Origin of the sequence: Bradyrhizobium sp. CCBAU 51765 (genome assembly GCF_015291725.1) — a bacterium.
GTDB classification, from domain to species: domain Bacteria; phylum Pseudomonadota; class Alphaproteobacteria; order Rhizobiales; family Xanthobacteraceae; genus Bradyrhizobium; species Bradyrhizobium liaoningense.
Map to the genome: position 1 here is coordinate 2795953 of NZ_CP030038.1, position 15985 is coordinate 2811937.

At 64.5% G+C, this 15985-nt stretch carries 12 protein-coding genes; 7 read left to right on the top strand and 5 right to left on the bottom strand.

The genetic code is table 11. From position 1 onward, the window contains the following. Window positions 1-20 precede the first annotated feature (20 nt). Both XH96_RS13325 and XH96_RS13330 read right to left on the bottom strand, forming a co-directional pair. Entirely contained in the window at window positions 21-449 is a 429-nt protein-coding gene (locus XH96_RS13325) for a heme-binding protein (protein WP_036007469.1), read from the bottom strand. Beyond that, on the bottom strand, window positions 442-3450 hold the full coding sequence (locus XH96_RS13330) for an FAD-binding and (Fe-S)-binding domain-containing protein (protein WP_194392889.1): 3009 nt from the start codon (window positions 3448-3450) through the stop codon (window positions 442-444). The genes XH96_RS13325 and XH96_RS13330 overlap by 8 nt, the downstream gene beginning before the upstream one ends. Before the next feature lie 205 nt (window positions 3451-3655). Here XH96_RS13330 and XH96_RS13335 point away from each other — a divergent pair, with 205 nt between their 5' ends. The 6 genes from XH96_RS13335 (at window position 3656) to XH96_RS13360 (ending at window position 10003) form a co-directional block, all read left to right on the top strand. Then, window positions 3656-4855, top strand: a complete 1200-nt coding sequence (locus XH96_RS13335) for an alanine--glyoxylate aminotransferase family protein (protein ID WP_194392890.1) — start codon at window positions 3656-3658, stop codon at window positions 4853-4855. A 61-nt stretch (window positions 4856-4916) separates the two neighbouring features. Beyond that, window positions 4917-5714 (top strand): enoyl-CoA hydratase/isomerase family protein, encoded by a 798-nt coding sequence (locus XH96_RS13340; RefSeq protein ID WP_194392891.1) that lies wholly within the window; start codon window positions 4917-4919, stop codon window positions 5712-5714. A 144-nt stretch (window positions 5715-5858) separates the two neighbouring features. Further along, window positions 5859-6845: a tripartite tricarboxylate transporter substrate binding protein gene (locus XH96_RS13345; protein WP_194392892.1), complete on the top strand. Its 987-nt coding sequence runs from the start codon at window positions 5859-5861 to the stop codon at window positions 6843-6845. A 57-nt stretch (window positions 6846-6902) separates the two neighbouring features. Next, window positions 6903-7445: a tripartite tricarboxylate transporter TctB family protein gene (locus XH96_RS13350; RefSeq protein ID WP_194392893.1), complete on the top strand. Its 543-nt coding sequence runs from the start codon at window positions 6903-6905 to the stop codon at window positions 7443-7445. Between the two features lie 13 nt (window positions 7446-7458). After that, a complete protein-coding gene (locus XH96_RS13355; protein ID WP_194392894.1) occupies window positions 7459-8976 on the top strand; it encodes a tripartite tricarboxylate transporter permease in 1518 nt (505 codons plus the stop codon). Between the two features lie 181 nt (window positions 8977-9157). Continuing rightward, the gene (locus XH96_RS13360) at window positions 9158-10003 is read left to right on the top strand and encodes an outer membrane protein (RefSeq protein WP_246790069.1); all 846 of its coding nucleotides are present in this window, start codon (window positions 9158-9160) and stop codon (window positions 10001-10003) included. Window positions 10004-10069: 66 nt separating this feature from the next. Here the strand turns inward: XH96_RS13360 and XH96_RS13365 are convergent, their stop codons facing one another. Both XH96_RS13365 and XH96_RS13370 read right to left on the bottom strand, forming a co-directional pair. Continuing rightward, window positions 10070-11263, bottom strand: a complete 1194-nt coding sequence (locus tag XH96_RS13365; protein WP_194392895.1) for a CaiB/BaiF CoA-transferase family protein — start codon at window positions 11261-11263, stop codon at window positions 10070-10072. A 132-nt stretch (window positions 11264-11395) separates the two neighbouring features. Next, a complete protein-coding gene (locus tag XH96_RS13370) occupies window positions 11396-11710 on the bottom strand; it encodes a hypothetical protein (RefSeq protein WP_194392896.1) in 315 nt (104 codons plus the stop codon). Between the two features lie 197 nt (window positions 11711-11907). On the opposite strand from XH96_RS13370, the gene XH96_RS13375 reads away from it, so the two are divergent. Continuing rightward, window positions 11908-14844, top strand: a complete 2937-nt coding sequence (locus XH96_RS13375; protein ID WP_246790070.1) for a M10 family metallopeptidase C-terminal domain-containing protein — start codon at window positions 11908-11910, stop codon at window positions 14842-14844. A gap of 121 nt (window positions 14845-14965) precedes the next feature. On the opposite strand, the gene XH96_RS13380 is transcribed toward XH96_RS13375, so the two are convergent. Continuing rightward, window positions 14966-15928 (bottom strand): UDP-glucuronic acid decarboxylase family protein, encoded by a 963-nt coding sequence (locus tag XH96_RS13380; protein WP_194392897.1) that lies wholly within the window; start codon window positions 15926-15928, stop codon window positions 14966-14968. Window positions 15929-15985: the final 57 nt, after the last annotated feature.

A 15985-nucleotide genomic window follows, 5' to 3' on the forward strand; every position in this document is an offset into this window, starting at 1 on the left:
TGGGCGCGCCCCGGACGATCTCACCCTGCGTTCGCCTTCAGCCCCGCCGCCTGGATACCCGCCACAGCGCAGGCCTCGTCATTGTCGGAAGTGTCGCCCGACACGCCGACGGCGCCGAGCAGCGTCGTGCCGTCCATGATCAGCACGCCGCCGGGGACCGGCACCAGCGCGCCTTTGGCGATCGTGTTTACGGCATCGATGAAGTAGGCCTGCTCCTGCGCGCGCTGGAATAGAGCCCGCGAGCCCATGCCCATCGCGAGGGCGCCATAGGCCTTGCCGTGCGCGATCTCGGCGCGCATCAGGCTGGTGCCGTCCTGCGCGGCAGCGAGCTTGAGCACGCCGCGCGCGTCCAGGATGGTGACGACCAGCGGCTTCAGCTTGAGCTCGCCGGCTTTCGCGAAGGCGGCGTCGAGGATCTTGCGGGCGGTATCGAGCGTGAGGTCAGCCATGGCTGGGTTCCTTTGCAGCTTGAGAGGAGGAATGGGTTTCGGCGCGATCGAAACTCATCGCCAGCACGCGCGCGACGTGAAGCGCCTCGCGTTGCGTGCCGTCATGGATCTGGTGCCGGCACGAGGTGCCGTCGGCGACGACCAGCGTATCCTGGTCCGCGCGCCGGACGGCAGGCAGCAGCGACAGCTCGGCCATCTCGATCGAGGCGTCATAAGTGTCCGCGCCGTAACCGAAGGCGCCGGCCATGCCGCAGCAGCTGGACTCGATGGTCTCGACCTTCAGGCCGGGGACGAGGCGCAGCACCTGCTCGACCGGCTTGAAGGCGCCGAAGGACTTTTGATGGCAATGGCCGTGCACGATGGCTTTGTCGGCGACAGTGCCGAGCGGCAGCTGCAGCCGGCCGGCCTCGGCCTCGCGCACCAGAAACTCCTCGAAGGTGAGGGCATGGGCGCCGACGGCCTTGGCGTCGTTGTCCTTGCGCAGCGAGGCGAGCTCGTCGCGCAGCGTCAGCAGGCAGCTCGGCTCGAGCCCGACGATCGGCACGCCGCGCGCCGCGAAGGGCGCGAAGGCAGCCACCAGCCGATCGAGCTCGGCCCTCGCTTCATCGACGAGGCCGGCTGAGAGGAACGTGCGGCCGCAACACAGTGGGCGGCTGCCGTTCGCATGCTTCGGCAGATGCACGCGATAGCCGCCGACCACCAGAACGCGTAGCGCCGCATCGAGATTCTCGCGCTCATAGATCCGGTTGAACGTGTCGGCGAACAGCACGACCTCCCGGCCGCCCTCCGGGCCGACGCTGTCGGCGGGCGGCACGAACACGTCGCTGCGGAAGGCGGGCAGGGCCCTGCGCGCGCTGATGCCGGCAAAGCGCTCGACCAGCTTTCGCAACAGCGGGCTGCGATTGCGCAAATTGGCCAGCGGCGCGAAGCGCGACGCGAGTCCGGCATAGCGCGGGAGGTAGCCCACAAGCCGATCCCGCAACGTCAGGCCGTGCGTGGCAGCGCGCGCGGCCAGCACCTCGATCTTCATCTTGGCCATGTCGACCCCGGTCGGGCATTCATGGCGGCAGGCCTTGCAGGAGACACAGAGCTTCAGCGTCTCCATCATCTCGTCTGACGCCAACGCGTCGGGGCCGAGCTGGCCCGAGATCGCAAGCCGCAGCGTGTTCGCACGCCCTCGCGTGACATCCTTCTCGTTGCGCGTCGCGCGATAGGAGGGGCACATCACGCCGCCCTCGAGCTTGCGACAGGCGCCGTTGTTGTTGCACATCTCGACCGCGCCCTGGAAGCCGCCGCCGGCGCCGGGATAGGCTGACCAGTCGAGTTTTGTTTTCAGCTCGGCGACGCGATAGTCGGGCTTGAATCGGAACAGCGAGCGGTCGTCCATTTTGGGCGCATCGACGATCTTGCCGGGATTGAGGACGCCCTCGGGATCGAAGCGCTGCTTCACCTCCCTGAAATCGACGACGAGACGCTCGCCGAACATGGTCTCGTGGAATTCCGAGCGCACCAGCCCGTCGCCATGCTCGCCGGAATGCGAGCCCTTGTACTCGCGCACCAGCGCAAACGCCTCCTCGGCGATGGCACGCATCGCCTTGACGTCCTTCTCCAGCTTCAGGTTCAGCACCGGACGCACATGCAGGCAGCCCTCCGAGGCATGCGCATACATCGTGCCGCTGGTGCCGTGCCTGGCGAACACCTCGTTCAGCCGCGCCGTGTAGTCGGCGAGATGCGGCAGCGGCACCGCGCAGTCCTCGACGAAGGAGACCGGCTTGCCCTCCTGCTTCATCGACATCATGACATTGAGGCCGGCGGCGCGGAAATCGGCAATGCCGCTCTGCAGCGCGGGCTCGGTGATCTCCACCACGCCGCCCCATTTGCGCTTGTCGTTGTTCCAGCCGAAGCCGAGGTCCCCCATCAGTTCGCCGAGCTGCCTGAGCCGCGCCAGATTGTCCGCCTGGTCTTCCTCCGCAAACTCCACCACCAGCACCGCGTCCGGATCGCCCTTGATCGCCGCATTGATGATCGGCTTGAACATCGCGATGTCGCGGCCTAGCGCGATCATGGTGCGGTCGACCAGCTCGACCGCGATCGGCTTGAGTTTCACCAGATGCTGGGCCGCATCCATCGCCTGGTAAAAGCTGCCGAAATGACAGACGCCGAGCGCCTTGTTGCGGATCACGGGCCAAAGCTTCAGCTCGACCTTGGTGGTGAAGGCGAGCGTGCCCTCGGAGCCGACCAGGAGATGCGCCATGTTGTTCGGCGCGTTGCGCGGCACCAAGGCGTCGAGATTGTAGCCGCCGACGCGGCGCTGCACCTTGGGGAAGCGTGTCGCGATCTCGTCGGCCTCGCGGGCTCCGAGATCGAGCATGTCGCGGAACAAGGCGCGGGTGCCGTCCCCAGCCTTGAGATCGGAGAGATCGCGCGAGACCTCGCCAAATTGGCTCAGCGTGCCGTCGGCGATGGCGGCCTCCATCGACAGCGTGTTGTCACGCATCGTGCCGTAGCGAAGCGAGCGGCCGCCGCAGGAATTGTTGCCGGCCATGCCGCCGATGGTGGCGCGCGAGGCGGTGGAGACGTCCACCGGAAACCACAGGCCGTGCTTCCTGAGCTGGCGGTTGAGGTCGTCGAGCACGATGCCGGGCTCGACCACGCAGGTGCGGCCTTCGACATCGAGCGACAGGATCCGGTTCAGATGCTTGGAGAGATCGACCACCAGGCCGTCGTTGACGGTCTGGCCGCATTGCGAGGTGCCGCCGCCGCGAGGGGTGACCTTCAGCCCCTCGTCGCGGGCGATCGCCAGTGCCCGCAGCGCCTCGTCCATGCTGCGCGGCACCACCACGCCGGCCGGCATGATCTGGTAGAACGAGGCGTCGGTGGCGTAGCGGCCGCGGCTGAAGGGGTCGAACAGGACGTCGCCAGTGATTTCCCGGGCCAGACGTGCCGCCAGACCGTCTTTTTGGACCGATTCCGGTGATTTTCCAGCCACTTCCGCCGCCATGGTCCGCTCTTGCCCGTTCGCCTGCACCGTCTTTGCCTCCCGTCACGGCCCTTGGCAAGCGAGCCCTGCTTCTTGTGCATTGACGGACTCCGCCGGGCGAGGGACAAGCCCGGCGAATAGTGATATGCGAGCGGCTCGCCGGAGCCTCAATGCGGGCTGACGGACGCCAGAGCCAAGACAGCCTCAACGACCGGGAAGGACGCCGATGACCGTGCATAGTGGAAGGCATTTCCTACAGATTCCAGGACCGACCAACGTGCCCGACCGGGTGCTGCGGGCGATGGACATGCCGACGCTGGACCACCGCGGTCCGGAGTTCGCCGAGCTCGGTTTCGCCGTTCTCGCTGCGATGCAGCGCGTGTTCCGCACCAAGCAGCCCGTGATCATCTTCCCCTCGTCGGGCACCGGCGCCTGGGAAGCGGCGATGGTCAATGTGTTCGCGCCCGGCGACAAGGTCCTGATGTGCGAGACCGGCCAGTTCGCCGTGCTGTGGCGCGGCATCGCCGACAAGTTCAAGCTCGACGTCGACTTCATTCCGGGCGACTGGCGCCACGGCGCCGATATCGCCGAGATCGAGAAGCGCCTCGCCGCCGACAAGCAGCACAAGATCAAGGCGGTCTGCGTCGTCCACAACGAGACCTCGACCGGCTGCGTCACACCCCCGCTCGAAGTGCGCAAGCTGCTCGATCGCGTCAAGCATCCGGCGCTGCTGATGGTCGACACCATCTCCGGCCTTGGCTCGATGGAATATGAGCACGATGCCTGGGGCATCGATGTTTCGGTCGCCGGCTCCCAGAAGGGCCTGATGCTGCCACCGGGGCTCGGCTTCAACGCCGTCTCGGAGAAGGCGCTTGCCGCGGCCAAGGCCAACCCGGGCATGCGTTCCTATTGGGATTGGCAGGAGGTGATCAACTTCAACAAGCTCGGCACCTTCCCCTATACGCCCGCCACCAACCTGCTCTACGGCCTGCGCGAAGCGGTCAAGATGCTGGAAGAGGAGGGGTTGGAGAACGTCTGGACCCGCCACAAGCGCCACAGCGCTGCGACGCGCGCCGCGGTCAAGGTCTGGGGCCTGGAGACGCAATGTGCCGATCCCGCCGCGCATTCGCCGGCGCTGACCGGTGTGCGCGTGCCGGAAGGACACGACGCCGACGCCTTCCGCAAGGTCGTGCTGGAAAATTTCGACATGTCGCTCGGCACCGGCCTGAACAAGGTCAAGGGCAAGGTGTTCCGCATCGGCCATATCGGCCATTTCAACGACCTGATGCTGATGGGCACGCTCGCCGGCGTCGAGATGGGCCTGGATCTTGCAAAGATCCCGCACCGGAGCGGCGGCGTGCTCGCGGCCATGGACGTCCTGAAGGGACGCGACGCGGTGCCGATGGCCAAGGCCCAGGTGGCTTGAGGCCTGAATAGCTTGAAGGTTCAGGTGGCCTGAACCGGCGTAACGAAGAAGAGAGCGCGCGATGAACGCACCGACGACTGCCAACGAAGACCTGCTCTACTCCGTCGAGGACGGCATCGCGCGGATCACCTTCAACCGCCCGCAGGCGCGCAACGCCATGACCTTCGCCATGTATGACCGCATGGCGGAGATCTGCCAGGAGATCAATGCCGATCGCTCGATCAAGGCGCTGATCCTGACCGGTGCCGGCGACAAGGCGTTCGCCTCCGGCACCGACATCTCGCAATTCCGTGCCTTCAAGACCGCGCAGGATGCGCTCGACTACGAGGCGCGGATCGACCGCGTGCTCGGCACGCTCGAGCAGTGCCGTGTGCCCGTGATCGCGGCCATTGCCGGCGCCTGCACCGGCGGCGGCGCCGGCATCGCGGCCTGCTGCGACCTGCGCATCGGCACCGAGACGACGCGGATGGGCTTTCCGATCGCGCGCACGCTCGGCAACTGCCTGTCGATGTCGAACGTCAGCCGCATCGTCGCGCTGGTCGGCCCCGCCCGCACCAAGGACATGATCTTCAAGGCGCGCCTCGTCGAGGCACAGGAAGCGCTGGCGCTCGGCCTGCTCAACGAGGTCGTGCCCGACGTCGAGACGCTGCAACGCCGCGCCGACGAGACCGCAAAGCTCGTTGCCAGCCACGCGCCGCTCACGCTGGAGGCGACCAAGGAGGCGGTGCGCCGCATCCGCCGCACGCTGTCGCGCGAGGAGGGCGAGGACCTGATCCTGAAGGCCTATATGAGCGAAGATTTCCGCGAGGGCATGGATGCCTTCCTCAACAAACGGGCGCCCGTCTGGAAGGGCAAGTAAACTCACGCGCTATCGGCGTCGTCCGTCGAAAGTCATAGGCGCCGAATTGCCGGGCTGCTTGCACTCGTCAGCTTTAGTCCGCACTATGCAGGGATAGAATTCTTCCGCACTACAACTCAAAAAAGACATCAGGGGACGAAACTCGTGCGAATTTCAGTCAAAGCCGTCGGCGCTGCGGCGGCGCTGTTGTTGACCACGCCGGCCTTCGCCGGTTGGGAACCGACGAAGCCCGTCGAGATCGTGGTGGCCGCGGGCGCGGGCGGTGCCTCCGATCAGATGGCGCGGATGATGCAGGCCGCGATCCAGAAGAACAATCTGATGAAGCAGCCGATGGTCGTCTCGCTCAAGGGCGGCGCCTCGGGTGCGGAAGCGCTGATGTACATGAAATCCAGCGAGGGCGACCCGAACAAGGTGCTGATCGCCTATTCGCTGATCTACATGCTGCCGCTGTCGGCCAAGATCCCGTTCAACTGGCGTGAGCTGACCCCGGTCTCCGTGGTCGCACTCGATCAGTTCGTGCTCTGGGACAACAGCGCGGGTCCCAAGACGTTGAAGGAGTTCGTGGCCGCGGCGAAGGCAGCAAGCTCGCCGTTCAAGATGGGCGGCACAGGCTCCAAGCGTGAGGATCACGTGCTGACCGTGTTCCTCGAGCAGAAGACCGGCGCGAAGTTCTCATATCTGCCCTACAAGTCCGGCGGCGAGGCCGCGACCCAGCTGGTCGGCAACCACACCGAGGCCAACGTCAACAATCCCTCGGAAAATCTGGAAGTCTGGCGCGCGGGCCAGGTGCGTCCGCTCTGCGTCTTCGACAAGGAACGCATCTCCTACACGACGAAAGTGACGGAGACGCAGTCCTGGGCCGACATCCCGACCTGCAAGGAGGAGGGCGTTGACGTGCAGTATCTGATGCTGCGCGCGATGTTCCTGCCCGGCAAGGCGACGCCGGAACAGCAGGCGTTCTATGTCGATCTGTTCCACAAGGTGACGCAGACCACGGAATACAAGGAGTACATGGAGAAGCAGGCGCTGAAGCCGATCTTCCTCACCGGCAAGGACATGGTGCAGTTCCTCGAGGAGGACGATGCGCTGAACAAGTCGCTGATGACGGAAGCCGGTTTCGTCGCGAAGTAGCTGGTCTTCACCTCTTCCCGCAAGTGGAGAGGTGATGGACCACAGCATTTGCTCACCATGTCCCAAACCGAACTTGAAATCGTCGTCGACGATCCGACCGCGCCTGAAGACGACTCCCCCTCCGTCGTCTCTTCCGCGACGGTCGAGACCGTCGTCTGTCTCCTGCTGCTCGCGCTCGCCGCCACGCTCGGCTACGACAATTGGCGTACCGGCGCGTCCTGGGATGCGACCGGGCCGGAGCCAGGCTATTTCCCGTTCTACCTCGCCATTATCCTAGGCGGCGGCAGCCTCTACGGCCTGATCGCGGCGCTCCTCGCGCGGCGCGCGGTGCGTGAGACCTTTGTCACACGGGCGCAGGCCCGCCGCGTGATGGCGGTGTTCGTGCCGACGCTGCTGTTCTGCGCGGCGACACAGTTCCTCGGGCTTTACGTAGCGAGCTTCCTCCTGATCGCGGGCTTCATGCGCGTCGTCGGCAAGATCGCGCTGTGGAAGTCGCTGCTCACCGCCTTCGTGTTCACGGCGATCATGTTCGTGACCTTCGACGTCGCCTTCGACGTCATCATGCCGAAAGGGCCGCTCGAAGCGGCCCTCGGCCGCTAGGCGGGCCCGCGCGATGGAAGCTTTCGGGCTCTTGCTACACGGTTTTGCCGTCCTGCTGACGTGGAAGACGCTCGTGCTGATGATGGTCGGGCTCGTGCTCGGCATCTTCGTCGGCGTGCTGCCGGGGCTCGGCGGCCCCAATGGCGTCGCGATCCTGTTGCCGCTCACCTTCACGATGGACCCGACCTCGGCGATCGTGATGCTGTCCTGCATCTATTGGGGCGCGCTGTTCGGCGGTGCCATCACCTCGATCCTGTTCAACATCCCTGGCGAAGCCTGGTCGGTCGCGACCACCTTCGACGGTTATCCGATGGCGCAGCAGGGCCGGGCGGCGGAGGCGCTGACCGCGGCGTTCACCTCCTCCTTCATCGGCTCGCTGGTCGCGGTGCTGCTGATCACGTTCCTCGCGCCGATGATCTCGTCCTTCGCATTGAAGTTCGGCCCGCCGGAGTTCTTCGCGGTCTATCTGCTGACCTTCTGCTCCTTCGTCGGCCTCGGGCGCGAAGCCAAGCACAAGACGGTCATCTCGATGTCGCTGGGGCTGCTGCTCGCCGGCATCGGCATGGATACCGTGTCCGGCAACCTCCGCATGACCTTCGGCTCGCCGGAGCTACTTCGCGGCATCAACTTCCTGGTCGCCGTCATCGGCCTGTTCGGCATCAGCGAGATCCTGCTGACGATGGAGGAGCGGCTGGCGCTGCGGGGGCATGCGGCGGGCATTTCGCTCCGCGTCGTGCTCAGCGTCTGGAAGGACCTGCCGAAATACTGGGTGACGCTGCTGCGCTCCTCCTTCATCGGCTGCTGGCTCGGCATCACCCCCGGCGGCGCGATCGCGGCCTCCTTCATGGGCTACAATCTCGCCAAGCGCTTCGCCAAGGAGCCCGAAAGCTTCGGCAAAGGCCGCATCGAGGGTGTGTTCGCGCCGGAGACGGCGGCGCATGCCTCCGGCACCTCGGCCCTGCTGCCGATGCTGGCGCTCGGCATTCCCGGCTCGGGCACCGCGGCGATCCTGCTCGGCGGCCTGATGGTATGGGGGCTCAATCCGGGGCCGCTGCTGTTCGTCGAGCACAAGGACTTCGTCTGGGGCCTGATCGCCTCGATGTATCTCGGCAACGTCGTCGGCCTCGTCCTGGTGCTGACGACGGTGCCGATCTTCGCTTCGATCCTCCGCGTGCCCTTTGCCGCGGTGGCGCCGATGATCGTGGTGTCCTGCGCGATCGGCGCCTATGCGATCCAGAACGCGATGTTCGACATCTGGCTGATGCTCGGCTTCGGAATCGTCGGCTACGTCTTCAAGAAGATCGGCATTCCCTTGGCGCCGTTCACCCTCGCGCTGGTGCTCGGCAATCGCGCCGAGGATGCCTTTCGCCTGTCGATGATCGGCGCCGGCGGAGACCTCAAGGTGTTCTGGTCGAACGGTCTGGTCGGCTCGATCACGACGCTGGCGATCGTGCTGCTGTTCTGGCCGGTGATCGACGGCTTGCTCGGCCGTGTCGGCTGGCGGCAGCAGGATAAAACGGCGACGCAATGAAAGGTGAATTTGATCTGTGTCTTAGTTCTATCGTGTCGCCATAGTCCGGTCGCTGACGCCTAGTGGTTGTTCCCGAATGTTGCTGTCGCGCGACAGCCTGGGTCGGCCCTGGCGCTTATGCTGCTCGTGGATTTCTTGTTTTTCACGGGGCATTGCAATGAAGATTGTGACGGGAGTTGTGGTGGCATCGCTGGTCGCGACCAGCGCATTGGCAGCTGATCTGGCATCGAAACCTTACGTCAAGGCTCCGGCCGTCGTCGATCCGGTCTGGAGTTGGACGGGCTTTTACGCCGGATTGAACGCCGGATACAGCTGGGGCAGGGCGGAGACGACTGTGGCGCCGATCGCACTGCCGTTCCCGGCCACACAATTCAGCGCGTTTGGCCAGAACGTCGATGGTTGGCTGGCCGGCGGTCAGCTGGGCTACAACTGGCAGGTAGATCCGAAATGGGTCGTTGGCCTCGAGGGCGACATTCAGGCGACCGGCGAGCGGTCATCGCGGACGGTGACCACGACGAGCGCGCGCTACGGTTCGAATATCATCGGTCTCCCATTCGGCACCGACTTCAACTCCATTGCGACTCTCACCGCAAATCTCTCCTACGACCTGCGGTGGTTCGCGACATTCCGCGGGCGCGTCGGTGTCCTGTCGGATCCGCAGACTCTCTGGTACGCGACCGGTGGTCTTGCCGTAGGCGAGTTCAAATATTCGTCTGCGACCGCGCTTGGCATCCAGGTCTTCGGGCCGGGTCTCGGCGGCACGACGCCGCTCGGCGGTTTCAGCTTTCCAATCGGGGCGGCGGCAACCAGCACTGATACCCGAGTTGGCTGGACGGTGGGCGCTGGCGTCGAACGCAAGTTCACCCGGAATTGGTCGGCCAAGCTCGAATATCTCTACATGGATTTCGGGAGTAAGACTTACTTCGCGGGCACCGCCAACCAGGCGGACGTGAGCTTCCACGATCACGTGCTGCGCGCCGGCTTCAACTATGCGTTCACTCCAGCGCCCGTCGTTGCAAAATACTGAGCTGTCCAGCGCGAACTGCCTTCGATGCCCGGCAATCTTGCCGGGCATCGTCGTTTCCGACCTGGGTCACACCACCTTGGCGTCCCTGAGCCCTGCAATCTCGTCGGCGCCGAAACCGAACTCTTTCAGCACCTCGTCGGTCTGCTCGCCGAATTCCGGCGGCCGCGCCACCATCCTGCTCGGCGTGCGCGACAGCGTGACGGGCTGGCCGACCAGGCGGATATGGCGGCCCTCGTCGTTCGGCACGTCCTGCGCAATGCCGAGATGCTTCACCTGCGCGTCCTCGAACATCTGGTCGATGGCATAGATGGGACCGCAGGGCACGCCGGCCTCGTTGAGCTCGCGGACCCAGGTCTCGGTCGACTTCGTCACGGTGCGCTTCTCGATCTCGGCGTTGAGGGCATCACGGTTCTTGGATCGGGCTGGGGCCGTCGCATAGTCGGGATGGCCAAAGAGCTCCGGCGCGCCGATCGCCTGCGCACAGCGCTCCCAGATCCGGCCGCCGGTGGTCGCGATATTGATGTAGCCGTCGGAGGTCTTGAACACGCCGGTCGGAATGCTGGTCGGGTGGTTGTTGCCGGCCTGCCTGGCGACCTCCTTCTCCATCAGCCAGCGCGCCGCCTGGAAGTCGAGCATGAAGATCTGGGCCTGGAGCAGCGAGGTCTGCACCCACTGGCCCTTGCCGGAGATCTCGCGTTCGAGCAGTGCGGTGAGGATGCCCATGGCGCAGAACAGGCCGGCGGTGAGGTCGGCGACGGGAATGCCGACCCGCATCGGGCCTCCGCCCGGCGCGCCGGTGATCGACATCAGCCCGCCCATGCCTTGCGCGATCTGATCGAAACCGGGGCGCTTATGGTAGGGGCCGTCCTGGCCGAAGCCGGAGATGCTGCCATAGACGATGCGCGGGTTGATTGCGGCGAGGCTGTCATAGTCGATGCCGAGCTTCTTCTTCACGTCGGGCCGGAAATTCTCGACCACGACGTCGGCTTTGGTGGCCAGGCGCTTGAAGACGGCGAGCCCGCGCTCGTCCTTCAGGTTCAGCGTCATCGCCCGCTTGTTGCGGTGCAAATTCTGGAAGTCGGAACCCTGCCGGGGGCCGCCCGGCTGCTCGCCGCCGGCGTCCTCGGTCAGCGCGTCGATCTTGACGACGTTGGCGCCCCAGTCCGCGAGTTGCCGCACGCAGGTCGGCCCGGAGCGCACGCGGGTCAGATCGAGCACGGTGAAGCGCGACAGGGCTTCCGAGGCATGCGGAAAGGGCATCTTGAGAGGCTCCGGGACAGATTGCGGGGCCTACCATAGTGCCGAAAGACCTTGCGGCAACCCTCGTCCGATGCGGATGCCGCCTACCGAAATGCCATGTCTGATACGGCTTTGCTGCAGTGCGTGGAAGGCTCAGCGCGACAGGCGCTTCAATTCCGCGCGCGCCTGCTCGGCCAAGGGATCATCGCCGTGACGCGCAATGAAAAGCTCGAACGCTTGCCGCGTTCCCTTCCGGCGGGCCGCTTCGTATTCCTCTGCCACCGCGACGGCAGGATCGCGGGCGATTGGCATGGGGGGCGCGCGGCCTGCCTTGCTGCCCTCCTTCCAGCCATCGTCCGCTTTGGCTTTCCCGACCATGGCAGGCTGTTCTCCGTTGGACAGATGATCCGATCCCGCGAACGTCGCGAGGACGCCGATCAGACCGGCTGACAATGCGCCTCGTTTCATAATATCGTCTCTGGGACATGACAGGGGACCGGAGCCGTATCCCATCGGTGTCCGTATGACTACGGGATTTGACGCCTAACAGGGTCTTACCGAAGGGAGCGGACGCCGCAGCCCAAATTAAACCAAACGTTCAACTGTCAGGCTAGAATCATGCGCCTCCGCCGCGAATCTGGCGAGGCGGTGCTCTGGAGAGTCAATTGGCTACCGCTGTAAATGTCAGTGCCACCAATAATGCCGAGATCGACGGCCTGCTGTCGGGCGCCAAATGGTCAGGCACCATCACCTACAGTTTTCCCGACGCGCCGAGCGACTACGCCAATCCCTATAGCGGCGGCTACAGCGAGCCGACCACCTCGGGCTTCGCCTCGGTGCCCACGCAGATACAGGCGGCGATCAACTACGCGGTCGGGCTGATTCTCAGCTACACCAACGTCGACATTCAGTACGCAGGCACGAACGGCGCCGACATCATGATCGCGCAGTCGCCGGCGGCCAATCCGACCGCCTACGCCTACTATCCCGGCAATTATGCGCCCGGCGGCGACATCTGGTTCGGCACGCAATACAATTTCTCGCTGGCCAAGCTCGGCAATTACTACTTCACCACCGCGCTGCACGAGCTCGGCCATGCCCTGGGCCTCAAGCACAGCCAGGAGGCTGGTGGCCCCGGCAACGTCGCGGTGCCGGGCGCGCATGACAGCAGCGAATACACCGTCATGAGCTATCGCAGCTATGTCGGCGCTTCGACCACGGGCGGCTACACCAACGAAGCCTACGGATATTCGCAGACCTACATGGCCAACGATATCCTCGCGCTCCAGACGATGTACGGCGCGGACTACACCACCCAGAGCAGCAATACCGTCTACACCTGGAATCCGACCACGGGGCAGGAGTTCATCAACGGCGTCGGGCAGCCCGCGCCGGGCGGCGGCGTCGGCGGCTCGGCCAACCGCATCTACGAGACAGTCTGGGACGGCGGCGGCGTCGATACCTACGACCTGTCGAACTACACGACGAACCTGAGCATCAATCTCAATCCCGGTGCCTCGTCGGTGTTCTCCGACGTGCAGCTGGCCTATCTCGGCAACGGCCATTATGCATCGGGCAACGTCTACAACGCCTATCTCTACAACGGGGACACGCGCTCCTACATCGACAACGCCATCGGCGGGTCCGGCAACGACGCGATCCTCGGCAACGCCATCGCCAATACGCTGAACGGCGGAGGCGGCAACGACACCATCACGGGCGGTGCGGGCAACGACAGTATAAATGGCGGCACCGGCACGGACACTGCGGTGTATTCGGGCAGCCGGGCCAGCTACCTGATTTCGTACGACGTGGCGACACAGATATTCACAATCGTCGACCAACGTTCCGGCCTGCCCGACGGAACCGACACTGCCGTGGGTGTAGAGTACTTCCAATTCGCCGATGGTACCTTCGCAAGCTCCAGCTTGGTGACAACCACGATCGAGGCGCTTGGATCGACGCGTCTGGTTTTATCCGGCGGCAACTACCATCTCGAGAGCATAGCCACCGGGACCGGACCCACCTTGAAATATGCGGGCTCTGCGGTGATCGCAGCGAACTGGGGCACCTGGTCGGTGATTGGTGCCGAGCAGGTATCCGGCGCCGGCTATGACGTGGTCTGGAAGGAAGGGGCCAGCGGGCAATATTCCGTGTGGAGCACGGACAGCAACGGCAACTTCCTGACCACGCTGGGTTCGGCCCCGCAAATGCTGGGAACCGATCCATCCCTGAAGACGCTCGAGCCGACTCTGCAGCAAGATCTGAACGGTGACGGGATGATCGGCTTCCCTGTTGCCGTCACGATCGAGGCGCTTGGATCGACGCGCGTCGTTTCATCCGGCGGCAACTACCATCTCGAGAGCATCGCCACCGGTACCGGGCCGACCTTGAAATATGCAGGCTCTGCGGTGATCGCAGCGAACTGGAGCACCTGGTCGGTGATTGGCGCCGAGCAGGTATCCGGCGGCGGCTATGACGTGGTCTGGAAGAACTCGGCGAATGCCCATTATTCCGTCTGGAGCACGGACGCGAACGGCAATTTCCTGACGACCCTTGCCGCGGCCCCGGAAGTGCTCGGGTCCGATCCGTCTCTGAAGGCGCTGGAGCCGACGCTGCAGCAAGATCTCAACGGTGACGGCATGATCGGCGTCGCTGCTGCCGTCACCACCACGATTGAGGCGCTTGGATCGACTCGTCTGGTTTTATCCGGCGGCAACTACCATCTCGAGAGCATCGCGTCGGGTACCGGGCCGATCTTGAAATACGCGGGCTCCGCGGTGATCGCAGCGAACTGGGGCACCTGGTCGGTGATTGGTGCCGAGCAGGTGTCGGGCGGCGGCTACGACGTGGTCTGGAAGGATTCGGCAGGCGGGCAATACTCCGTGTGGAGCACGGACAGCAACGGCAACTTCCTGACCACGCTGGGGTCGGCTCCCCAAATGCTGGGAACCGATCCATCGCTGATGACGCTGGAGCCGACGCTGCAGCAAGATCTGAACGGTGACGGGATGATCGGTGTCGCTGCTGCCAGCAGCATCACGATCGAGGCGTTTGGATCGACGCGCGTCGTTTCATCCGGCGGCAACTACCATCTTGAGAGCATCGCGACAGGTGCTGGGCCGACCTTGAAGTATGCAGGCTCTGCGGTGATCACAGCGAACTGGGGCACCTGGTCGGTGATCGGCGCCGAGAAGGTGTCGGGCGCTGGCTACGACGTGGTCTGGAAGAACTCGGCGAACGCCCATTATTCGGTCTGGAGCACGGACGCGAACGGCAATTTCCTGACGACCCTTGCCGCGGCCCCGGAAGTGCTCGGGTCCGATCCGTCCCTGAAAGCGCTGGAGCCGACGCTGCAGCAGGATCTCAACGGCGACGGCACCGTGGGCGCTGCGCCGACATCCGGCGACGGCTTCGCGTTCGATTTCACCCCCTCGTTGACCGCTCCGTCCGAGCCGCCGGACCTTATCCCGGCACCCGCCGATCGGTGGACTGCGTCGGATCAGTGGACTCCACCGGCGGACAGTCACGGCACGGCTACAATCGACATTCTGGCCGACTTTCTCCAAGCCCGTCACGATTTCGATTTCCAGCTGACCTGAAGGCGTGGTCGTTTTCCGCAAGGCTTCTCCGGCAAACATCTCTGTCTTGGTTCGCCGTTGTCCCATCCTGCCGGCTACATCGCAGCTATCCGCAACCACGAGAATGGCCCCGCGAGCGGGATCAGGCGATTTCGAGCGAGTGCTTGAAGTAGGCAATCGTCTCCTTCAACCCATCCTCGAGCGCGACCTTCGGCTCCCAGTTCAGGACAGCCTTCGCCTTGGTGAGGTCGGGCTGGCGCTGGCGCGGATCGTCCTGCGGTAGCGGCTTGAACTCCAGCTTGGAGCGCGAGCCGGTGAGCTTGATGACCTTCTCGGCGAGCTCGCGGATGGTAAACTCGGAATTGTTGCCGAGATTGATCGGTCCGGTGACGTCTTCCGCACTCACCATCAACCGCATGATGGCCTCGACGAGGTCGTCGACATAGCAGAACGAGCGAGTCTGGCCGCCGTCGCCGAACACGGTGATCGGCTCGCCCTTGAGCGCCTGGACGATGAAGGACGACACCACGCGACCGTCGTTGGGCTGCATGCGCGGGCCGTAAGTGTTGAAGATGCGCGCGACCTTGATCGGCAGGCTGTGCTGGCGCCAATAGTCGAAGAACAGCGTCTCGGCGCAGCGCTTGCCCTCGTCGTAGCAGGAGCGGATGCCGATCGGGTTGACGTTGCCCCAGTAATCCTCGGTCTGCGGATGGATCAGCGGATCGCCATAGACCTCGCTGGTGGAGGCCTGGAAGATGCGCGCCTTTAGCCGCTTGGCGAGCCCGAGCATGTTGATGGCGCCGTGCACCGAGGTCTTGGTGGTCTGCACGGGATCGCGCTGGTAGTGGATCGGGGAGGCCGGGCAGGCCAGGTTGAAGATCGCGTCGACCTCGATGTAGAGCGGGAAGGTGACGTCGTGCCGGACCGCCTCGAACAGCGGATTTGCGATCAGATGCGCAATGTTGCGTCGGCTGCCGGTGAAATAATTGTCCGCGGACACCACCTCGGCTCCCGAACCGAGCAGTCGCTCGCAAAGGTGCGATCCGATGAACCCGGCTCCCCCGGTCACGAGGATGCGGCTGTTCCTGTAGTTTTCAAACGGCATGATCGGTTCCAGATTGTTCGCAAAGGGAGCGGCTGAGTGGTATCGGCAACGGCCGGA

Bases quoted from the DNA above. Each gene is read 5' to 3' on its own strand.
- XH96_RS13325 (WP_036007469.1), bottom strand. From the start codon at position 449: ATGGCTGACCTCACGCTCGATACCGCCCGCAAGATCCTCGACGCCGCC.
- XH96_RS13330 (WP_194392889.1), bottom strand. From the start codon at position 3,450: ATGGCGGCGGAAGTGGCTGGAAAATCACCGGAATCGGTCCAAAAAGAC.
- XH96_RS13335 (WP_194392890.1), top strand. From the start codon at position 3,656: ATGACCGTGCATAGTGGAAGGCATTTCCTACAGATTCCAGGACCGACC.
- XH96_RS13340 (WP_194392891.1), top strand. From the start codon at position 4,917: ATGAACGCACCGACGACTGCCAACGAAGACCTGCTCTACTCCGTCGAG.
- XH96_RS13350 (WP_194392893.1), top strand. From the start codon at position 6,903: ATGTCCCAAACCGAACTTGAAATCGTCGTCGACGATCCGACCGCGCCT.
- XH96_RS13355 (WP_194392894.1), top strand. From the start codon at position 7,459: ATGGAAGCTTTCGGGCTCTTGCTACACGGTTTTGCCGTCCTGCTGACG.
- XH96_RS13365 (WP_194392895.1), bottom strand. From the start codon at position 11,263: ATGCCCTTTCCGCATGCCTCGGAAGCCCTGTCGCGCTTCACCGTGCTC.
- XH96_RS13370 (WP_194392896.1), bottom strand. From the start codon at position 11,710: ATGAAACGAGGCGCATTGTCAGCCGGTCTGATCGGCGTCCTCGCGACG.
- XH96_RS13380 (WP_194392897.1), bottom strand. From the start codon at position 15,928: ATGCCGTTTGAAAACTACAGGAACAGCCGCATCCTCGTGACCGGGGGA.